The sequence below is a fragment of the Marinobacter lutaoensis genome (genome assembly GCF_001981305.1).
GTDB classification, from domain to species: domain Bacteria; phylum Pseudomonadota; class Gammaproteobacteria; order Pseudomonadales; family Oleiphilaceae; genus Marinobacter; species Marinobacter lutaoensis.
Window position 1 is genome coordinate 110,856 of sequence record NZ_MSCW01000005.1, and the last position, 16,964, is coordinate 127,819.

The window sequence follows — 16,964 nt, forward strand, 5'->3', positions numbered from 1 at the left end:
TCAATCCCATCGCGGGGCTGATGCCATGAAACTGACCACCAAAGGCCGCTATGCTGTTACGGCGATGTTGGACCTTGCCCTTCACGGGGATCAGGGTCCGGTGAGTCTCGCGGACATCTCAGCCCGGCAGGAAATTTCCCTGTCCTATCTGGAACAGCTGTTCTCTCGCCTGCGCCGCCACAATCTGGTGGTCAGTGTGCGGGGGCCGGGCGGAGGTTACCGCCTGAGCCGGGACGCGGACGACGTCTACATCGCCGAGGTGGTTGACGCCGTCAGCGAATCCCTGGATACCACCCGCTGTGGCAACAAGGGCGATTGCCAGAATGGCGAGAAATGCCTGACCCACCACCTGTGGTCAGACCTGAGTGAGCGGATCCATCAGTTCCTGAGCGAAATCAGTCTTGGCGACCTGATGCGCAAGCGGGAGATCCGTCAGGTCGCGGACCGCCAGAACCGTCGCCAGCCCGGGGCGGCGTCGGAAACCATCAATACCGAGCGTTTGACCGATCAGACGCCGGCCTGACAAACAAAGCTTCTGACTCAATTATGAAAAAGCCCGTCTATCTGGATTACGCGGCGACGACGCCCGTGGATCCTCGTGTTGCTGAGGAAATGGCCGGTTACCTGACCCTGGATGGCGTGTTCGGCAATCCGGCGTCGCGGACGCACGCCTATGGCTGGCAAGCGGAGGCGGCGGTGGAAACCGCCCGCCGGCAGGTGGCCGAACTGATTCATGCCGACCCCAGGGAAATCGTCTGGACCTCCGGTGCGACCGAGTCCGATAACCTGGCCATCAAGGGGGCGGTGGCTGGCCGCACCGGGGTTCATGTGGTGACTTCCAGGATCGAACACAAGGCGGTGGTGGACACCTGCAAGTGGCTGGAGGGGCAGGGCGTTGAGGTGACTTGGCTGGCCCCGGACGCCGATGGCCGGATTCCGGTCGAGCGGGTGCTGGCGGCGCTGCGGGAACACACCGTTCTGGTCAGCCTGATGATGGTCAACAACGAGCTGGGCTGCATCACCGACATCGCGGCGATCGGCCGCGAGTTGCGCCAGCGGGGCGTGCTGTTTCATGTGGATGCGGCGCAGGCCGCGGGCAAGACGCCGGTGGATGTCAGTCGGATGCCGGTGGACCTGCTGTCCCTGTCCGGTCACAAGGTGTATGGGCCCAAGGGCATCGGGGCACTGTATGTGCGCCGTTCCCCGGAGGTGCGCATCGAGGCGCAGATGCACGGGGGCGGACATGAGCGGGGCATGCGTTCCGGCACCCTGCCGACACATCAGATTGTTGGCATGGGCAAGGCGTTTGAACTGGCGCGGGATGCCCTGGAAGAGGAGATGGCCCGCCTCGAGTCCCTGCGCCGGCTGTTCCTGGATGGCTTGTCGGGCCTGTCTGGCGTGACCTTCAACGGCAGTGACGAGCATCGTGTGCCGGGGCTGATCAACCTGTCCTTCGAGGGCGTGGATGCCGAGTCGCTGATGCTGGGGCTGCGGAACCTGGCGGTTTCCTCCGGCTCCGCCTGTGCTTCCGCCACCGTCGAGCCATCCTACGTGCTGCGGGGCATCGGCCTGAGCGACGAGCAGGCACACCGGGCCCTGAGGTTTTCCATGGGGCGGTTCACGACCGAGGAGGAGGTGGCGTATGCCAGTGCCCAAATCGTTGATGTGGTTAGCCGCCTTCGCTCCGTGCGGTAGGCAGTTGCCGCCGGACTGCGTATAATCGCAGGCCTGATTTTTCAACCTGAACCCGAGTGGAGAATGACTATGGCAATTGAGCGTACGCTCTCTATCATCAAGCCCGACGCGGTCGCCAAGAACGTGATCGGCGAGATCTACAGCCGGTTCGAGAAGGCTGGCCTGAAAATCGTGGCGGCCAAGATGCTGCACCTGTCCCAGGAGCAGGCCGAAGGCTTTTATGCGGAGCACAAAGAGCGTCCGTTCTTTAACGATCTGGTGGCGTTCATGACTTCCGGTCCGGTGATGGTTCAGGTTCTGGAAGGCGAGGGTGCCATCCTCAAGAACCGGGAACTGATGGGTGCCACCAACCCGAAGGAAGCCGCTCCGGGCACCATCCGTGCCGACTTCGCCTCTTCCATTGACGCGAACGCGGTGCACGGCTCCGATTCCGCCGCCTCCGCCGAGCGCGAGGTTGCCTACTTCTTCAATGACGACGAAATCTGCCCACGCGGCTGATGTCGTTGGCCGGGGCAATCGTCGATTGCCCCGCATTGGTTATCTGATCGAGGTTATGTCATGACAGCGGTAGCTGAGAAAGTCAATCTGCTCGGGATGCCGAAGGCCAAGCTCGAAGCCTTCTTCGAGTCCCTGGGTGAGAAGCGCTTCCGCGCCCAGCAGGTGCTTCAGTGGATTCACCAGCGCGGGGTGGATGACTTCGACCAAATGACCAATGTGAGCAAGGCCCTGCGGGAGAAACTCAAGCAGGTGGCCGAGATTCGCGGTCCCGAGGTGGTGTATGACGAAACCTCCCGGGATGGTACCCGCAAATGGGTCATGCGCATGGATAACGGCAACAGCGTCGAGACCGTGCTGATTCCCGACGGCGAGCGGGGGACCCTGTGCGTGTCTTCCCAGATCGGCTGCAGCCTGGACTGCACCTTCTGCTCCACGGGTAAGCGGGGGTTCAACCGCAATCTGACGGCGGCCGAGATCATCGGCCAGCTTTGGGTGGCGCGCAAGGCCTTCATGCCATTCGATCCAAACCTGGAACGCCCGATCACCAACGTCGTCATGATGGGCATGGGGGAACCCCTGCTGAATTTCGAGAACGTGGTCGACGCCATGAACCTGATGATGGAGGACTTGGCGTACGGGCTCTCCAAGCGCCGTGTCACCCTGAGCACGTCCGGTGTGGTGCCGGCCCTCGACCGTCTGGGGGAAGTGACCGATGTGTCCCTGGCGATTTCCCTGCATGCCCCGAACGACGAACTCCGTAACCAGCTGGTGCCGCTGAACCGCAAGTACCCGATCGCGGAGTTGTTGGCGGCGACCCGGCGCTACTTGGACCGCCTCGCCGACAAGCGCAAGGTGACCATCGAATACACCCTGATCGAAGGGGTCAACGACCGCCTGGAGCATGCCCGTGAGCTGGTGACCCTACTGCGGGGTCTGCCGTGCAAGGTCAACCTGATTCCCTTCAACCCGTTCCCCGAGAGCGACTTCAAGCGGCCCAGCATGAACGCCACGCGCCGGTTCCAGTCGATTCTTCAGGAAGCCGGTTACATCACCACCATCCGCACCACCCGCGGTGATGACATCGACGCCGCATGCGGGCAGCTGGTGGGCCGGGTCGAGGACCGCACCCGGCGGAGTCAGCGCTACATTGCGGTGCAGCATGTGAATCCCTGAACCCACGGAACTCCAAGCAGGCAAAGAGGATGGCGCAGTCGTGACAAGCAGATCGGTAAACCTTCGCGGAGCCCTGTTGCTGTTGTTGACCCTGGCCGTGGCCGGATGCGTCACCACCACGGACAGCCCGTTTGCCCGGGAAGCGGATCGCGAGAAGGCGGTTGAAAACTACGTCAAGCTTGCCACCGCCTATATCGGACAGGGGAATTTGGAACGGGCCCGTCACCATCTGGATCGTGCCCTCAAGCTGGACCCGGACGACCCGGCCGCGCATGCCGCCCTGGGCCTGATCTACAATGCCCAGGGCGAGTCCGAGCTCGCCGAAAAAAGTTTCCGACGGGCGCTCAGTGAGGATGCCGATTACACCCGGGGGCGGGTCTACTATGGCGCGTTTCTGTTTGCCCAGGGCCGGATGGCGGAGGCTCGGGACCAGTTCCAGGCGGCTTCCGAGGATACCGAATACGACGACCGGGGCTCGGTGTTTTTCAATCTCGGCATGACCCAGGAGCGACTGGGCGCCCTGGATCAGGCTGCTGCGGCCTACCGCCGGTCGGTGGAGTTGTCCCGGGGGGAGGCCCGGGCCTTGCTGGCGCTGTCCCGGGTCCTGGTGGCGCAGGGACAGTTTGAGGCGGCATCCCGCTATTACAGCCGGCTGACCACGATTATTCAACGCAACCCCAGAATGACGCATTCCGCGGAGAGTCTGTTGACCGGCATCCAGATTGCGCGTCACTTCAACGACAGGGATCAGGAAGCCAGCTTGGCGCTGTTGCTGAAGAACGAGTATCCGGGCTCCGCGGAGTACCAACAATACAAGGTGCTGATTTCCAATGACCAGTGAGGAACAACCACAGACTGAGGTCGGGGAGTCCGTCGGTCAGCAGTTGCGACGGGCGAGGGAGCGGAAGGGGCTCAGCGTGGCCGAGGTTGCCGAGTCCCAACACCTCCGCCCCTCCGTCATTCAGGCGATTGAAAACAGCGACCATCGCCAGTTTGATGGCGAACTCTTCCTCAAGGGCTATGTCCGGGCCTACGCCCGCCAAGTAGGACTGGATCCGGACCGCCTGATCGCCGACCTCGACCGGGAGCTGGAACCGCTGCGCCGGGAGCGGGAGAAACAGCAGGAGTCCAATCCCCTGGTGGATATCGAACGCCGTCGCCGGCGCAAGCGACGAATCGCCAAGGCCCTGTTCCTGGCCATGCTGGTCCTGGTGGGCGGCTTGCTGGCTTTCCGTTTCCTGGTGGAGTCACCGTCCCCGGGTGAGGTACCGGTGCCCCGTGAAGAAACGGGCGAGGCACAACCGTCCGAGTCCGGGATGCCGGATGTCGCCGAGCCGGAGCCGGACATGAACGGGGCAGAGGCCGACGCCGATAGGGATGCACCGGCACCGGTCGAGCCGGAGGAGCCCGTTGTCGTCTCCGAACCCCTGTCGGAGCTCCCGGCCCAGGAGGGCTCTCCGGTCGCCGGGGAAACGGCTGAAACGCCGGTCGATGAGGCGTCCGCGCAGCCGGCGGTCGCGGCGGATGATGCCAGCGACAACATCGCGGATTTGACGCCCCGGCTGGAGATGAGCTTTCAGGGGGATTGCTGGGTTCAGGTATCCGATGGCGAGGGCCGTCGCTTGGTCGCCGCGCTGCAACGTCGGGGGGATCGCCTGGAGGTATCCGGTCCCGCGCCGCTGCATGTGGTGATTGGTGCGGTGGATGCGGTGAGCACCATCCAATTCCAGGACGCTCCGGTGGATCTGGGTCAGTTCCCGGTGACCAACAACCGCGCCGAATTCACCCTCAGCCCTTGAAGGCCCGGGTCACATTTCCCAATTTGGTCTGTCTGTCATGAAACACGAATCTCCGATCAAACGTCGCAAGTCCCGTCAGATCCATGTCGGGGATGTCCCTGTGGGCGGTGATGCCCCGATCGCGGTGCAAAGCATGACCAATACCAATACCTGCGACGTCGAGGCGACCGTGGCCCAGATCCGGGCCCTACAGGACGCGGGCGCGGACATTGTCCGGGTATCGGTTCCGACCATGGATGCCGCCGAGGCGTTCGGCCAGATCCGCCGGCAGGTGACGCTGCCGCTGGTGGCCGATATCCACTACGACTACAAGATCGCCCTGCGGGTGGCCGAGCTGGGCGTGGACTGCTTGCGCATCAATCCCGGCAATATCGGCCGGGAGGAACGGGTGAGTGCGGTGATCCAGGCTGCCCGCGAACGCAATATCCCGATTCGCATCGGCGTTAATGCCGGGTCTCTGGAAAAGGACCTGCAACGCAAGTACGGTGAGCCGACGGCGGACGCCCTGGTGGAGTCCGCCATGCGCCACATCGACATTCTGGACCGGCACGACTTCCAGGATTTCAAGGTCAGCCTGAAGGCGTCCGAAGTGTTCATGACGGTGGCGGCCTACCGCAAGATTGCAGACCAGATCGAGCAACCGTTGCATCTGGGGATCACCGAAGCCGGCGGCTTCCGTTCCGGTACCGTCAAGTCCGCCATTGGCCTGGGCATGCTGTTGATGGACGGCATCGGCGACACCATCCGGGTGTCTCTGGCCGCCGATCCCGTGCAGGAGATCAAGGTGGGGTACGACATCCTCAAGAGCCTCAGGCTGCGCAGCCGAGGCATCAACTTCATCGCCTGTCCGAGCTGCTCGCGCCAGAACTTCGACGTGATTCAGACCATGAACGACCTCGAGGCCCGGTTGGAGGACGTCAACACGTCCCTGGATGTGGCCATCATTGGCTGTATCGTCAACGGCCCCGGTGAGGCGAAGGAAGCGGATATCGGGCTCACCGGCGGCACCCCAAAGAACCTGTTCTATCTGGGCGGCAAGCCCCATCAGAAACTGGACAATGCGACTCTGACCGACGACCTGGAGCGGCTGATCCGGGAAGAAATCGCGCGCAGGAAGGAACAGGAAGAGGCCATCATCGCCCGGTCGGCGGACTGAAGCGGCCGCTCCGGGCGACTTGAACATTGAACACCGTAAACGTCTAAGGGATTCACTTGGCTAAGATTCAGGCAATTCGCGGGATGAATGACATCCTGCCGGAACAGACTCCGACATGGCAGTACCTCGAAGCCACGGTGCGAAACCTGCTTCGTCAGTACGGATACCAGGAAATCCGCATGCCCATCGTGGAGCAGACGGATTTGTTCAAGCGCTCCATCGGCGAGGTAACGGATATCGTCGAAAAGGAGATGTACACCTTTGACGACCGCAACGGCGACAGCCTGACGCTGCGCCCGGAAGGAACCGCCGGCTGCGTACGGGCGGCGGAGGAGCACGGGCTGTTGTTCAACCAGACCCGCCGGCTCTGGTACAGCGGGCCGATGTTCCGTCATGAGCGTCCGCAGAAAGGCCGCTACCGGCAGTTCCACCAGATCGGGGTGGAGTGTTTTGGCATGGCCGGCCCGGACATTGACGCGGAGTTGCTGATGCTCACCGCCCGGCTCTGGAAGACGCTTGGCCTGAGCGGCCACACCCGTCTTGAGATCAACTCCATCGGCAGCGCCCAGTCGCGGAAGGTGTACCGGGATGCGTTGGTGGACTACCTGTCCGGTTATGCGTCGGAGCTGGACCCCGACAGCCAGCGTCGCCTGACCACCAACCCCCTGAGGATTCTGGACAGCAAGGACCCTGGCACCCGCAGCATTCTGGAAAACGCACCGCGACTGGATGACTATCTGGACGATGACTCCCGTGCCCACTTCGACCGACTGCGGGAACTGCTGGATGCCGCCGGAGTCTCCTACACCGTGAACCCGGCACTGGTTCGTGGCCTGGACTATTACGGCAAGACCGTTTTCGAATGGATCACCGACAGCCTCGGCGCCCAGGGAACCGTGTGTGCCGGTGGCCGTTATGACGGCCTGGTCGAGCAGCTGGGCGGCAAACCCACCTGTGCGGTTGGCTTTGCCATGGGCGTCGAGCGCTTGATCCTGCTGCTGGAGACGCTGGACCTGATCCCCGATTCTGTCAACGGCGATGCCGATGTCTACGTCACCGCGATGGGTGACGCCACCGTTGCCCCGGCCCTGGCGCTGGCAGAGTCGCTCCGTGATCAGCTGCCCGGCCGGGTCGTGGTGACCCATTGTGGCGGCGGCAGCTTCAAGAGCCAGATGAAGAAAGCCGACAGAAGCGGGGCCCGTTACGCCGTCATCCTCGGGGAAAACGAACTGGCCAACGGGACCGTCGGCCTGAAGCCGCTGCGTTCCGAGGAACCCCAGCGCGAACTGCCCCGGACGGCGCTGGCCCAGGCCTTGGCCGCCGCATTTGAACACTGATTTTCAGAACGACAAGAGACCATATCGCTAACAGGAGTCCCCATGGCGGAACTGCGCACCGAAGAAGAACAGATCCAGGCCATCAAAAACTGGTGGAAGAAGAACGGCAGCTCCCTGCTTATCGGCATTGGCGCCGCACTGGCCATTGTCTTCGGCTGGCAGGCGTGGCAGACCCATCAGGCTGAGCAGCGTACCCAGGCGGCGAATCAGTTCGCCAACCTGATCAATGCCTTCAGTGATCCGTCGGACGAGACCTCCCAGGACACCGTGGCCTATGTCGCCAAGACCCTGCGCGATGACTTCGGCGACAGTGCCTATGCCATATACGGTAACCTGCTGCTGGCCCGGCAGCAGCTGATGGAGGCCGGGGACGCGGCGGCTGCGATCGAATCCCTGCAATGGGCCATGGACAAGGCCAAAGACTATCCGGCCCTGAGCCTGGTGGTCCGGCACCGCCTGGCTCAGGCTCAGTTTGCCGACGGTCAGCTGGATGAGGCACTGGACACCCTCGCGGGCGCCCAGGCGGCGGGCGCCTTCGACGCCATGTTCTCTGAACTGAAAGGTGACATTCTGCTGGCCAAGGGTGACCGGGACGGTGCCCGTGCCGCCTACCTGGCCGCTCGCAAGCAGAGCCAGCAGGGACGCAGTGGCATCCTCGAACTGAAACTGTCCGATCTGGGCGTCGGGGAGGATGCCTGATGCCGGGGCTGGCTGGAGGTATCCGTTCGGCGTCCATCATCACCCTGCTGGCCCTGCTGGGGCTGGCCGGGTGTAGCACCACCGACACCTTTGAACAGCCGGCACCGGTGCCGGAGGTGGAGGCCAGCGTTGCATTCAAGCAGGTCTGGGGCATGTCGGTAGGGGATGGCCATGACGGCGAACTGCTGTACCTGTCGCCGCTCAACGCCGGCGATGTGATCTACGCAGCGTCCGCCGATGGCGAGCTGGTGGCCGTGTCCACGGACAACGGCAGCCTGATCTGGGAGCGCGAACTCGACGACCGTCTGTTTGCCGGTGTCGGAGGCGACCAGGATCGGCTCTATCTGATCACCCGGGAAGCCGAGCTGGTGGCACTGGCTCGGTCGGATGGTCATGAGCTCTGGCGCGCATCGCTGCCGACGGAAGTGCTGTCCGCGCCACAATCCAACGGCAGCATGGTGGTCACGCAGACCATCGATGGCCGGGTCCTGGCGTTCGACTCCGGGGACGGGCACGCACTGTGGCAATACGACGGCGTGGTGCCGGTACTGTCCATCCGTGCGGCGGCTGCGCCCCTGGTGGGCTCGGACATCGTGATCGCCGCCTTCGCCAGTGGCAAGCTGATTGCCCTGGCCGCGGATTCCGGACAGCCGGTGTGGCAGTACGAACTGGGACAGCCGCAAGGGCGGACCGAACTGGAGCGGCTGGTGGACATCGGCGGCCAGCCGCTGGTACTGGATTCCGCCCTGCTGGCGGTCGGCTACCAGGGCAAGCTGGCCTTGGTGGACATCCGTACCGGACAGGAAATCTGGAGCAAGAAGGCCTCCAGCCTGTATGCGCCGTCCGTGGCGGACAACGCCATCTACCTGGCGTCGGCCAATGGCGATCTGGTGGCCCTGCGTGGCAGCGACCGTCGTGAACTTTGGGTGCAGGACCAGCTTGCCTGGCGCCAGCCGACCCAGCCGGTGCCGTTGGGCGACTATCTGGTGCTGGGGGATTTTGAAGGTTACCTGTACGCAGTGTCACGTGCCGATGGCAGCCTTCAGGGCAAGCTCGAGTTCGACGATGAGGGAATTCGCGTACCGGCACAGCGGTTGGCCAATGGTAACCTGCTCGTTTTTGGCAACGGCGGCCGCCTGGCCGTTTTCCAACTCAGGCCCGTAGAGTAAACCATTCCTATGACTCCAGTGATTGCCTTGGTCGGCCGCCCCAACGTGGGCAAGTCGACCCTGTTCAACCAGATGACCCGATCCCGGGATGCCCTTGTTGCCGACTTTCCGGGGCTGACCCGCGACCGCAAGTATGGCGAGGGCAATTACCAGGGGCAGCGTTTCATTGTGATCGACACCGGCGGGCTGACCGGTGATGAAGTGGGGCTGGACGCCGAGATGGCCCGTCAGTCCATGCAGGCGGTGGAGGAGGCCGACATCGTCCTGTTCCTGGTGGACGGTCGGGCCGGCCTGACGGCGGCCGATGAAATGATTGCCGAGCACCTCCGCCGCAGTGGCAAGCAGGCCCATCTGGTGGTCAACAAGACCGACGGCCAGGACCCGAACGTGGCGGCGGCGGACTTTTTCAAACTGGGGTTCGAGTCAACGTTCCTGATTGCCGCCGCTCACAACCGGGGCGTGCGCTCCCTGTTGGAGACGTTGCTGCCGCAACCGGAAACCCCCGAGGAAGAGGACCGAGCCGAGCGCTATCCCGGTATCCGCATTGGCGTGGTGGGTCGCCCCAACGTCGGCAAGTCCACGCTGGTCAACCGCCTGCTGGGCGAGGAGCGGGTGGTAGTCTACGACATGCCCGGTACCACCCGTGACAGTATTTACATTCCCTATGAGCGCCAGGGCCAGGAGTACACCCTGATTGACACTGCAGGTGTCCGGCGCCGCAAGAACGTGCGGGAGGTGGTGGAGAAGTTCTCCATCATCAAGACCCTGCAGGCGATCCAGGATGCTCATGTGGTGATCCTGGTGATCGACGCGAGGGAAGGACTGGTGGACCAGGACCTGCACCTGATCGGCTTCGTGCTGGATGCGGGGCGCTCCCTGGTGATTGCCGTCAACAAGTGGGACGGTATGGCGCCGGAGGACCGGGCTCGGGTCAAGGAACAGGTGCAGCGACGCCTGGATTTCATCGATTACGCGGACAAGCACTACATCTCCGCGTTGCACGGCTCCGGCGTCGGCCTGCTCTACGAGTCCGTGGAAGCCTGCTACGCCTCGGCCATGGCCAAGTGGCCAACCAACCGCCTCACCGCGATCCTGCAGGATGCGGTGTCCCAGCATCAGCCGCCGATGGTGCATGGCCGGCGCATTAAGCTGCGCTACGCCCATCAGGGGGGCTCTAATCCGCCGGTGATCGTGGTGCACGGTAACCAGACCGAGTCACTGCCCGGTGCCTACAAGCGCTACCTCGAGAACACCTTCCGCAAGGTCCTGAACGTGACCGGCTCGCCCATTCGCTTTGAGTTCAAGTCCAGTGAAAACCCGTTTGCCGGCAAGGTCGACCGGTTGACCCCGCGACAGCGGGTAAAAAAGGACAGCAACCTGAAAAAAGGGCGGCCCGAGCGCAAGGCCCGACAGAAAAGCGTCAAGCGCTGATCCTTCCGCCGGCCTCAGGCCGGCGTTCTTCTTTCCACCTGTTTGGCCTGCACCGCCGTCAGGGCAATGGTGAAGACAATGTCCTCCACCAGTGCGCCCCGGGACAGGTCGTTCACCGGCTTGCGCAACCCCTGTAGCATGGGGCCGACACTGACTACCCGGGCACTGCGCTGGACGGCCTTATAGGTGGTGTTGCCCGTGTTCAGGTCCGGGAAAATGAACACCGTGGCGCGACCGGCCACCTTGCTGTCCGGCGCCTTGGCGCGTGCCACGCTTTCGATGGCGGCGGCGTCGTACTGGAGCGGGCCGTCGATCGGCAGGTCCGGGCGCCGGGCCTGAGCGATGCGTGTGGCTTCCCGCACCTTATCCACGTCCTGACCCGTGCCGGACTCGCCGGTGCTGTAGCTGATCATGGCCACGATGGGCTCAATGCCAAATGCCTCGGCGGAGCTGGCGCTTTGTATGGCGATGTCGGCGAGTTGTTCCGCGTCGGGGTCGGGGTTGATGGCGCAGTCCCCGTATACCACCACCTGATCCGGTAGCAGCATGAAGAACACCGAGGACACGATCCGGGCATCGTCATGGGTCTTGATCAGCTGAAGCGCCGGACGGACGGTGTTGGCCGTGGTGTGAACGGCACCGGAGACCAGGCCGTCAGCTTCGTCCAGCGCCACCATCATGGTGCCGACCACCACGTTGTCCTCAAGCATGGCTTCGGCCACCTGCGGGGTCAGGCCCTTGTGCCGACGCAGGGCCACCATCGGCTCCACATAGCGCTGCCGTACCGAGGCCGGATCGATGATTTCCAGGTCCTCGGGCAGTTCCAGGCCCAGGTTGCTGGCCAGGGTCCGGATCTCGTCGTGCTGACCGAGCAGCACGCAGCGCGCGAGCCCTCGCTGATGGCAGATGGTCGCGGCCTGGATGGTGCGGGGTTCATTGCCTTCGGGCAGCACGATGCGCTTATTGGCGGCTCGGGCCCGCTCGGACAGCTGATAGCGAAACGCAGCCGGCGACAGCTTGCGCTGGCGTTCCACCTTGAGGTGTTCACGCAGCCATTCCGCGTCGATGCGTGGAGCGATGGCCTCCATGGCCCGCTCGATGCGCTGGGGGTCGTCCACCGGGATTCCGCTGGACAGATTCGCCAGGGCGTGGGCGGTTTCGTAGGTGTTGGTCTGGGCCCGGAGCACCGGCAGGCCGGTACTCAGGGCCCGCCGGCACAGCTCGATGACCGCCTCACCGGGCACTAGGCCGCCGGTGAGCAGAATGCCCGCCAGGGGAACACCGTTCAGTGTCGCCAGGGCGGTGGTCACGATGATGTCCTCCCGGTCTCCCGGGGTGACCATCAGGGTGCCGGCTTTCAGGGTGCCGGTCATGTTGCCGATGGTTCGGGCGCACACGGACACGCCCTGGACCCGCCGAGCGTGCATGTCGCCCTCACTCAATACCGCGACACCCAGCTCACGTACCACGTCGGACACCCGGGGGGCAAGCAGCTCCGGCTGCCAGGGGATCTGGGCCAGCAGGTGCAGCCGGCCGTCCCGGAATACGCGGCACTCCTTTTCCGGATCCCGGATCGGAGTGGGCTGCGGCCGGGGGCGCAGGCTTGGACCGGCCTTGGCCGGTTCGCCAATTTTGTTCAGGATGACGGCGATGACGTCTGGATCCTTGGGGTCGGCGAACAGGCGGGTGGCGAATTCCAGGGCTTCGTCAAGCTCCGGGGCGGTACGCGGACCTGGCGCGCACACCAGGATCACTTCCGCGCCCAGGTTCCGGGCGACCTCGACATTCAGTCGGGCGGTATAGGCCTCGGCCTGGTCCGGCACCAGGCCCTCGATGACGACAACGTCATAGCGCGAGGCCATGTGCTGGAAGTGTCCTACCACGGTTTCCATCAGCAGGTCGGCCTGTTGCCGGTTCAGCATCTGCTGCGCCCGCTTCAGGGGGATGGGATCGGGGGTTTCCAGATGGCTGTGGTCACGGATGTAGGTGACCGAGAGATCCCGGCCGGCGTTGTGCAGCGACTCCGCCCGGTGCACCGACTGGCTGAAGGGCTTGTAGAATCCCACCTTAACCCCGACCCGCTCCAGGGCCTGGACCAGCCCCAAGCAGACCGAGGTCAGTCCTGAGTTAAGGGCGGTGGCAGCGACGAACAGACTTTTGGCCATGACTGGGATTCCGGGGTTGGATCAGGTGTGTGGGGTGGCAAGGCGGAGGGATTCGCCGGCGATGACCCGTTCTTCATCGGTGGCGATCACCAGAACGGGAAACCGGGACGCGCCGCTTTCGATGTGGCCGTGGCTCTGGCGGCCGTGGGCGCTGTTGCGTTCCGGGTCGACGGCAAACCCGAGAAGACCGAGGCTGGCCAGAGTCTGCCGGCGAATACGGGCACTGTTCTCGCCGATACCGCCGGTGAACACCAGAGCGTCCAGTCGGCGCAACGAAGCCATCATGGCGCCGATGTAGCGGGCCAGGCGGAAGCAGAACACATCGATGGCGGTCGCGGATGCTTCGTGTCCCTGATCCGCCAGTTCGCACAGGGTACGCATATCGTTGCTCTGGCCGGACAACCCCAGCAGTCCGCTCTGCTCGTTGAGGATCCGGTGCAGCTCATCCTGGCCGATCCCCTTGGTTTTCAGGAAATCGAAAAGCCCGGGATCCACGTCGCCACTGCGGCTCCCCATGACCAAGCCCTCCAGTGGTGTCAGCCCCATGCTGGTATCCACGCTGTGGCCGTGGTCGATCGCTGCGATGCTGCAGCCGTTGCCGAGGTGGGCGGAAATCAGCGACGTCTGTTCCGGCAGCTGACCCAGCAGCCGGGCGGTTTCGGTCAGCATGAAGGCATGACTGGTGCCGTGAAAGCCATAGCGGCGAACCCCCCATTGCCGGTAGAAACGCTGGGGCAGGGCATAAAGGAAGGCCCGGGGCGGTAGGGTCTGATGGAAGGCGGTGTCGAACACCGCGATCTGGGGCACGCCGGGAAACAGGCTCCGGGTGGAGTCGATGCCGGCCAGGTTGACCGGGTTATGCAGTGGTGCCAGGCTGGCGCAGTCGGCGATCGCCTCCCGGGTCCGGTCATCGATTCGTACCGCCTGCCGGAACCGTTCGCCGCCGTGCACCACGCGATGGCCGATCGCCACCGGCGCCTGTGTCAGCCACCCACGCTCGAACAGGGCCTGGATGACGGCTTCGAGGGCTTGCCGGTGGCTGGCGTGGCTGGGCAGGGGGACCGGGGCCGGGTCGCCCTGAATATGGGCCGTGGCCTGAAACTGCTCAAGTTTCTCGGCGAGGACCGAGGCAATTTTGTGCAGCCGAAGGTCGAACAGGGCGAGCTTGAGGGTGGAGCTGCCGCAGTTCACCACCAGGAGGGTGCCCTGCCGGTCGCCAGATGCGGGTTCCGGGCCGGTCAGTGGTTGACGCGGCGGTTGGTTTTCAGCCATTGATCGAATTCCGGTGCGGGTTGGGGGCGGCTGTAGAAATAGCCCTGCGAGTAGTCACAGCCCTCGCGCTGGAGGAAGTGGGTCTGGGCTTCCTCCTCAACCCCTTCGGCGATGACTTTCAGCCCAAGGCTGTGGGCCATGTTGATGATGGCTCGAACCAGGGAGGCGCTTTCCTGCTCTTTCATGACGTCCTGGGTGAAGGACCTGTCGATCTTCAGCGTATCAAAGGGGTAAGTTTTCAGGTAACCCAGGGCCGAATAACCGGTGCCGAAGTCGTCCAGGGACAGCTTGATGCCCCGCCGGTCCAGCTGTCGGAGGATTTCCGCCGTTTCGATGGAGTTGTCCAGGATCAGCCTTTCGGTGATTTCCAGTTCGAGCAGGTGAGGAGCCAGGCCGCTGCGCTCCAGGGCCCGGGTCACGGCGTCGGTAAAACCGGGATCGCGGAACTGCCGGGGGGAGACGTTGACCGAGATCACGATTTCCCGTCCGGTTTCCTGCTGCCAGCCCATCGCCGCGCGGCAGGCCTCCTCCAGCACCCACTCGCCGATGGGAATGATCAGTCCGGTTTCCTCGGCCAAGGGAATGAACCGGTCCGGCATCACCATGCCCATGGCGGGGTTATTCCAGCGTAACAGGGCCTCGACGCCGTGCAGGCGGCCGGAACCGGTCTCGACAATAGGCTGGTAGTAAAGTTCGAACTCCTGCAGCTCCAGGGCCCGTCGCATTCGGGATTCCATCTGCAGTCGCTCGTGGGACACTTCCGTCATTTCCGGGGCGAAATGGGAGTAGGCACTCTTGCCCCGGTGCTTGGCCTGGTACATGGCGGCATCCGCGTGCTGCAGAAGGGTGCCGCTGTTGTCCGAGTCGGTCGGGAATATCGCGATGCCGATGCTGGTGGTCACGAACACTTCCTGGCCATTGAGTAGGAAGGGTGTACTGAAGGTCTTGAGGATCCGCTCGGCGACTTGGGACGAGGCGTCCGCTCCGGTCAGCCCCGGCAGGATCACCAGGAACTCGTCGCCCCCAAGGCGCGCCACGGTGCTGGTTCCGCGCAGGCAACTGGAAATCCGGCGCGCGGCCTCGACCAGCAGGTTGTCACCGGCGTCGTGGCCCAGGGTGTCGTTGATGTGCTTGAAATTGTCCAGGTCCAGAAACATGACGCCGACCAGGGTGCCTTCCCGCCGGGCCTGGGCCAGGGCGAGCTTGAGCCGGTCCAGAGCCAGCATCCGGTTGGGCAGGCCGGTGAGAATGTCGTAGTTGGCTTGACGCAACAGCTGCTGTTCGTAACGCTTTCGGATGCTGATGTCCTCGCCGAGGATCAGGTAGCCGGTGGCTTCACCGGCGTTGTCCTTGATCGGGGTGACGATCAGCTGTTCCCAGAACCGTTCGCCATTCTTGCGGATGCTGTTCACTTCCCCCTGCCACACCCCCACGCGCTGGACCTGGAGGCGGATCGACTGCCAGAAGTTGCGGCTGTCCCGGCTCTCCGCGGAGCTTTCGATCAGGGTGGCCGGATGCTTGCCCTGGATGGACTTGAGGTCGAACCCGGTGAGCTGGTTGAACTTCTGGTTGGCGTACTCAATGCGCCATTGCCGGTCACAGATCAGGACCGACGACGGGCTCTGTTCGATGGCTTTGGAAAACTTGCGTATTTCCGCCGCATCTCGCTCCTGACGGGCCAGGTCGGCGTTGAGCCGTTCCCGCATCTGGTTGATGGCGTCGGTCACCCGCCCCAGCTCGTCGTTACGGTTGGTGGGAGTGTCGGGGCGATCGAGCATCAACGGCCGGGACAGGTTGTCGATGGACAGGTCCTTGGCGTATTCCGCCATGGCGGTCAGGTGGCGGGTGACGAAATGACGGAAGATCCAGAGGATCAGGATGGACACAAAGAAGGTTTTCAGAAACTGGGTGGCGAGTATCAGGCCGATTTTCTGCTTCATCTCGCGGTAGACCCGGTCCAGGGTGGCGGTGATGGTCAGCTCGCCGAGGGTGAAGGTCTCCTCGCCCTCATGCACCAAGGTGAAACTGTGGGACCGGGTTTCCACACCCCGGGGAAGTTCGCCCATGACCAGTTCAGAGTCGGGTTCGATTCGCAACCGGAGATGAACGATGTCCGGCAGGCTGAGGATGCCCTCCATTTGGGTCTGCAGCAGCTTCTGGTCCAGTGCCCACAGGCTTCGGGCAAGACTGGAAGCATAACCGGACTCGACCACCTGCATGCGCCGGTCGATCAGGTCGAGATCCTTGCTGTAGTCGGAGTAGATCTGAATGCCGGAGGCAATGAGGGTGAAGACCGAACTGAATAGCAGGATCCAGGCCAGCAACCGGAACGACAGGGGCGATCCCCGGCGAAATGCTTTAAGGCGCGTCAACAGTCTGAGCATCGGCTTCGTAGCGCTATCTGACAATAGGGGCATGGGCGCTGCCACAACACTCCGAATATAGCAGGTGGCTCGTTGGAATGCCCTGAAAATACTGGGAAAACCGATAGAAATGTGAGCCAGGGACAGGTATTTGTCGCTATTTTGCGAGAAAGGCGCGTTGATCCAGATCAATACCCCCGGTGAACG

General features: G+C 63.5%; 14 protein-coding genes. 11 read left to right on the forward strand and 3 right to left on the reverse strand.

Annotated elements, in window-relative coordinates; genetic code table 11:
- Positions 1–25: 25 nt before the first annotated feature.
- From iscR to der, 11 genes are all read left to right on the forward strand, one after another.
- Entirely contained in the window at positions 26–523 is a 498-nt protein-coding gene (gene iscR / locus BTO32_RS06760; protein WP_076723870.1) for a Fe-S cluster assembly transcriptional regulator IscR, read from the forward strand.
- Positions 524–546: 23 nt separating this feature from the next.
- Positions 547–1,695, forward strand: a complete 1,149-nt coding sequence (locus BTO32_RS06765) for an IscS subfamily cysteine desulfurase (RefSeq protein ID WP_076723871.1) — start codon at positions 547–549, stop codon at positions 1,693–1,695.
- Positions 1,696–1,764: 69 nt separating this feature from the next.
- The gene (gene ndk / locus BTO32_RS06770; protein ID WP_076723872.1) at positions 1,765–2,193 is read left to right on the forward strand and encodes a nucleoside-diphosphate kinase; all 429 of its coding nucleotides are present in this window, start codon (positions 1,765–1,767) and stop codon (positions 2,191–2,193) included.
- A 60-nt stretch (positions 2,194–2,253) separates the two neighbouring features.
- Positions 2,254–3,366: a dual-specificity RNA methyltransferase RlmN gene (gene rlmN / locus BTO32_RS06775; protein ID WP_076723873.1), complete on the forward strand. Its 1,113-nt coding sequence runs from the start codon at positions 2,254–2,256 to the stop codon at positions 3,364–3,366.
- Between the two features lie 40 nt (positions 3,367–3,406).
- Positions 3,407–4,207, forward strand: coding sequence for a type IV pilus biogenesis/stability protein PilW (gene pilW, locus BTO32_RS06780; protein ID WP_076723874.1), 801 nt, complete (start codon positions 3,407–3,409; stop codon positions 4,205–4,207).
- Positions 4,197–5,165, forward strand: coding sequence for a RodZ domain-containing protein (locus BTO32_RS06785; protein ID WP_076723875.1), 969 nt, complete (start codon positions 4,197–4,199; stop codon positions 5,163–5,165). Before pilW ends, BTO32_RS06785 begins: the two co-directional genes overlap by 11 nt.
- A 37-nt stretch (positions 5,166–5,202) precedes the next feature.
- Complete coding sequence (ispG, locus tag BTO32_RS06790) at positions 5,203–6,321, forward strand: flavodoxin-dependent (E)-4-hydroxy-3-methylbut-2-enyl-diphosphate synthase (RefSeq protein WP_076723876.1); 1,119 nt, start codon at positions 5,203–5,205, stop codon at positions 6,319–6,321.
- A 56-nt stretch (positions 6,322–6,377) separates the two neighbouring features.
- Complete coding sequence (gene hisS / locus BTO32_RS06795; RefSeq protein ID WP_076723877.1) at positions 6,378–7,658, forward strand: histidine--tRNA ligase; 1,281 nt, start codon at positions 6,378–6,380, stop codon at positions 7,656–7,658.
- 42 nt (positions 7,659–7,700) lie between these two features.
- A complete protein-coding gene (locus BTO32_RS06800; protein ID WP_076723878.1) occupies positions 7,701–8,357 on the forward strand; it encodes a YfgM family protein in 657 nt (218 codons plus the stop codon).
- Positions 8,357–9,526: an outer membrane protein assembly factor BamB gene (gene bamB / locus BTO32_RS06805; protein ID WP_076723879.1), complete on the forward strand. Its 1,170-nt coding sequence runs from the start codon at positions 8,357–8,359 to the stop codon at positions 9,524–9,526. Before BTO32_RS06800 ends, bamB begins: the two co-directional genes overlap by 1 nt.
- A gap of 9 nt (positions 9,527–9,535) precedes the next feature.
- Entirely contained in the window at positions 9,536–10,957 is a 1,422-nt protein-coding gene (der, locus tag BTO32_RS06810) for a ribosome biogenesis GTPase Der (RefSeq protein WP_076723880.1), read from the forward strand.
- A 14-nt stretch (positions 10,958–10,971) separates the two neighbouring features.
- Here the strand turns inward: der and pta are convergent, their stop codons facing one another.
- The 3 genes from pta to BTO32_RS06825 are packed head-to-tail and all read right to left on the reverse strand — an operon-like array spanning position 10,972 to position 16,778.
- Positions 10,972–13,122 (reverse strand): phosphate acetyltransferase, encoded by a 2,151-nt coding sequence (pta, locus tag BTO32_RS06815; RefSeq protein ID WP_076723881.1) that lies wholly within the window; start codon positions 13,120–13,122, stop codon positions 10,972–10,974.
- A 21-nt stretch (positions 13,123–13,143) separates the two neighbouring features.
- Complete coding sequence (locus BTO32_RS06820) at positions 13,144–14,394, reverse strand: acetate/propionate family kinase (protein WP_084206800.1); 1,251 nt, start codon at positions 14,392–14,394, stop codon at positions 13,144–13,146.
- Positions 14,361–16,778 (reverse strand): bifunctional diguanylate cyclase/phosphodiesterase, encoded by a 2,418-nt coding sequence (locus tag BTO32_RS06825; protein WP_076723882.1) that lies wholly within the window; start codon positions 16,776–16,778, stop codon positions 14,361–14,363. The genes BTO32_RS06820 and BTO32_RS06825 overlap by 34 nt, the downstream gene beginning before the upstream one ends.
- Between the last annotated feature and the right edge of the window lie 186 nt (positions 16,779–16,964).